The organism is Methanoculleus sp. UBA413, from assembly GCF_002502935.1.
GTDB classification, from domain to species: Archaea; Halobacteriota; Methanomicrobia; order Methanomicrobiales; family Methanoculleaceae; genus Methanoculleus; species Methanoculleus bourgensis.
Window position 1 is genome coordinate 1 of record NZ_DAQR01000017.1, and the last position, 421, is coordinate 421.

The following is a 421-nucleotide window of genomic DNA, read 5'->3' on the forward strand; positions in this document are numbered from 1 at the left end:
ACCGGCGATCACTCCCACGCACCGTCACGTTAAGGTGAAACAGCCCATTACTGGAGCATTTCACCTTATCGTGCGGGTCCTGGTGCGGATCGCCGGCCGCACGCGGGAGGACGCGAAGTTCGGTTGCCGGGTGATATCGTCCCCTTCGCGCTCTTCGCGGCTTCGCGTGACGCAATCATCGCATGGAAGTATTAGATGCAATGATCCACTACCATAAGGCACGGCCTCATGGACGATTCCGAGAATCCCGGCCGGCAGACACCGGGTTATTTATCGTTCGCGCTTCAAACTCTTCGGGAATGAGTGTCTCCGCTCTCGTCAGGATTACCCGCCCGCACAATGCCGTCGTTGCCGGCCTCACCGCACTCCTCGGGTACCTCATCGCCACAGGGACGCTCACGTCGCCGTCGCTCCTGCTCGC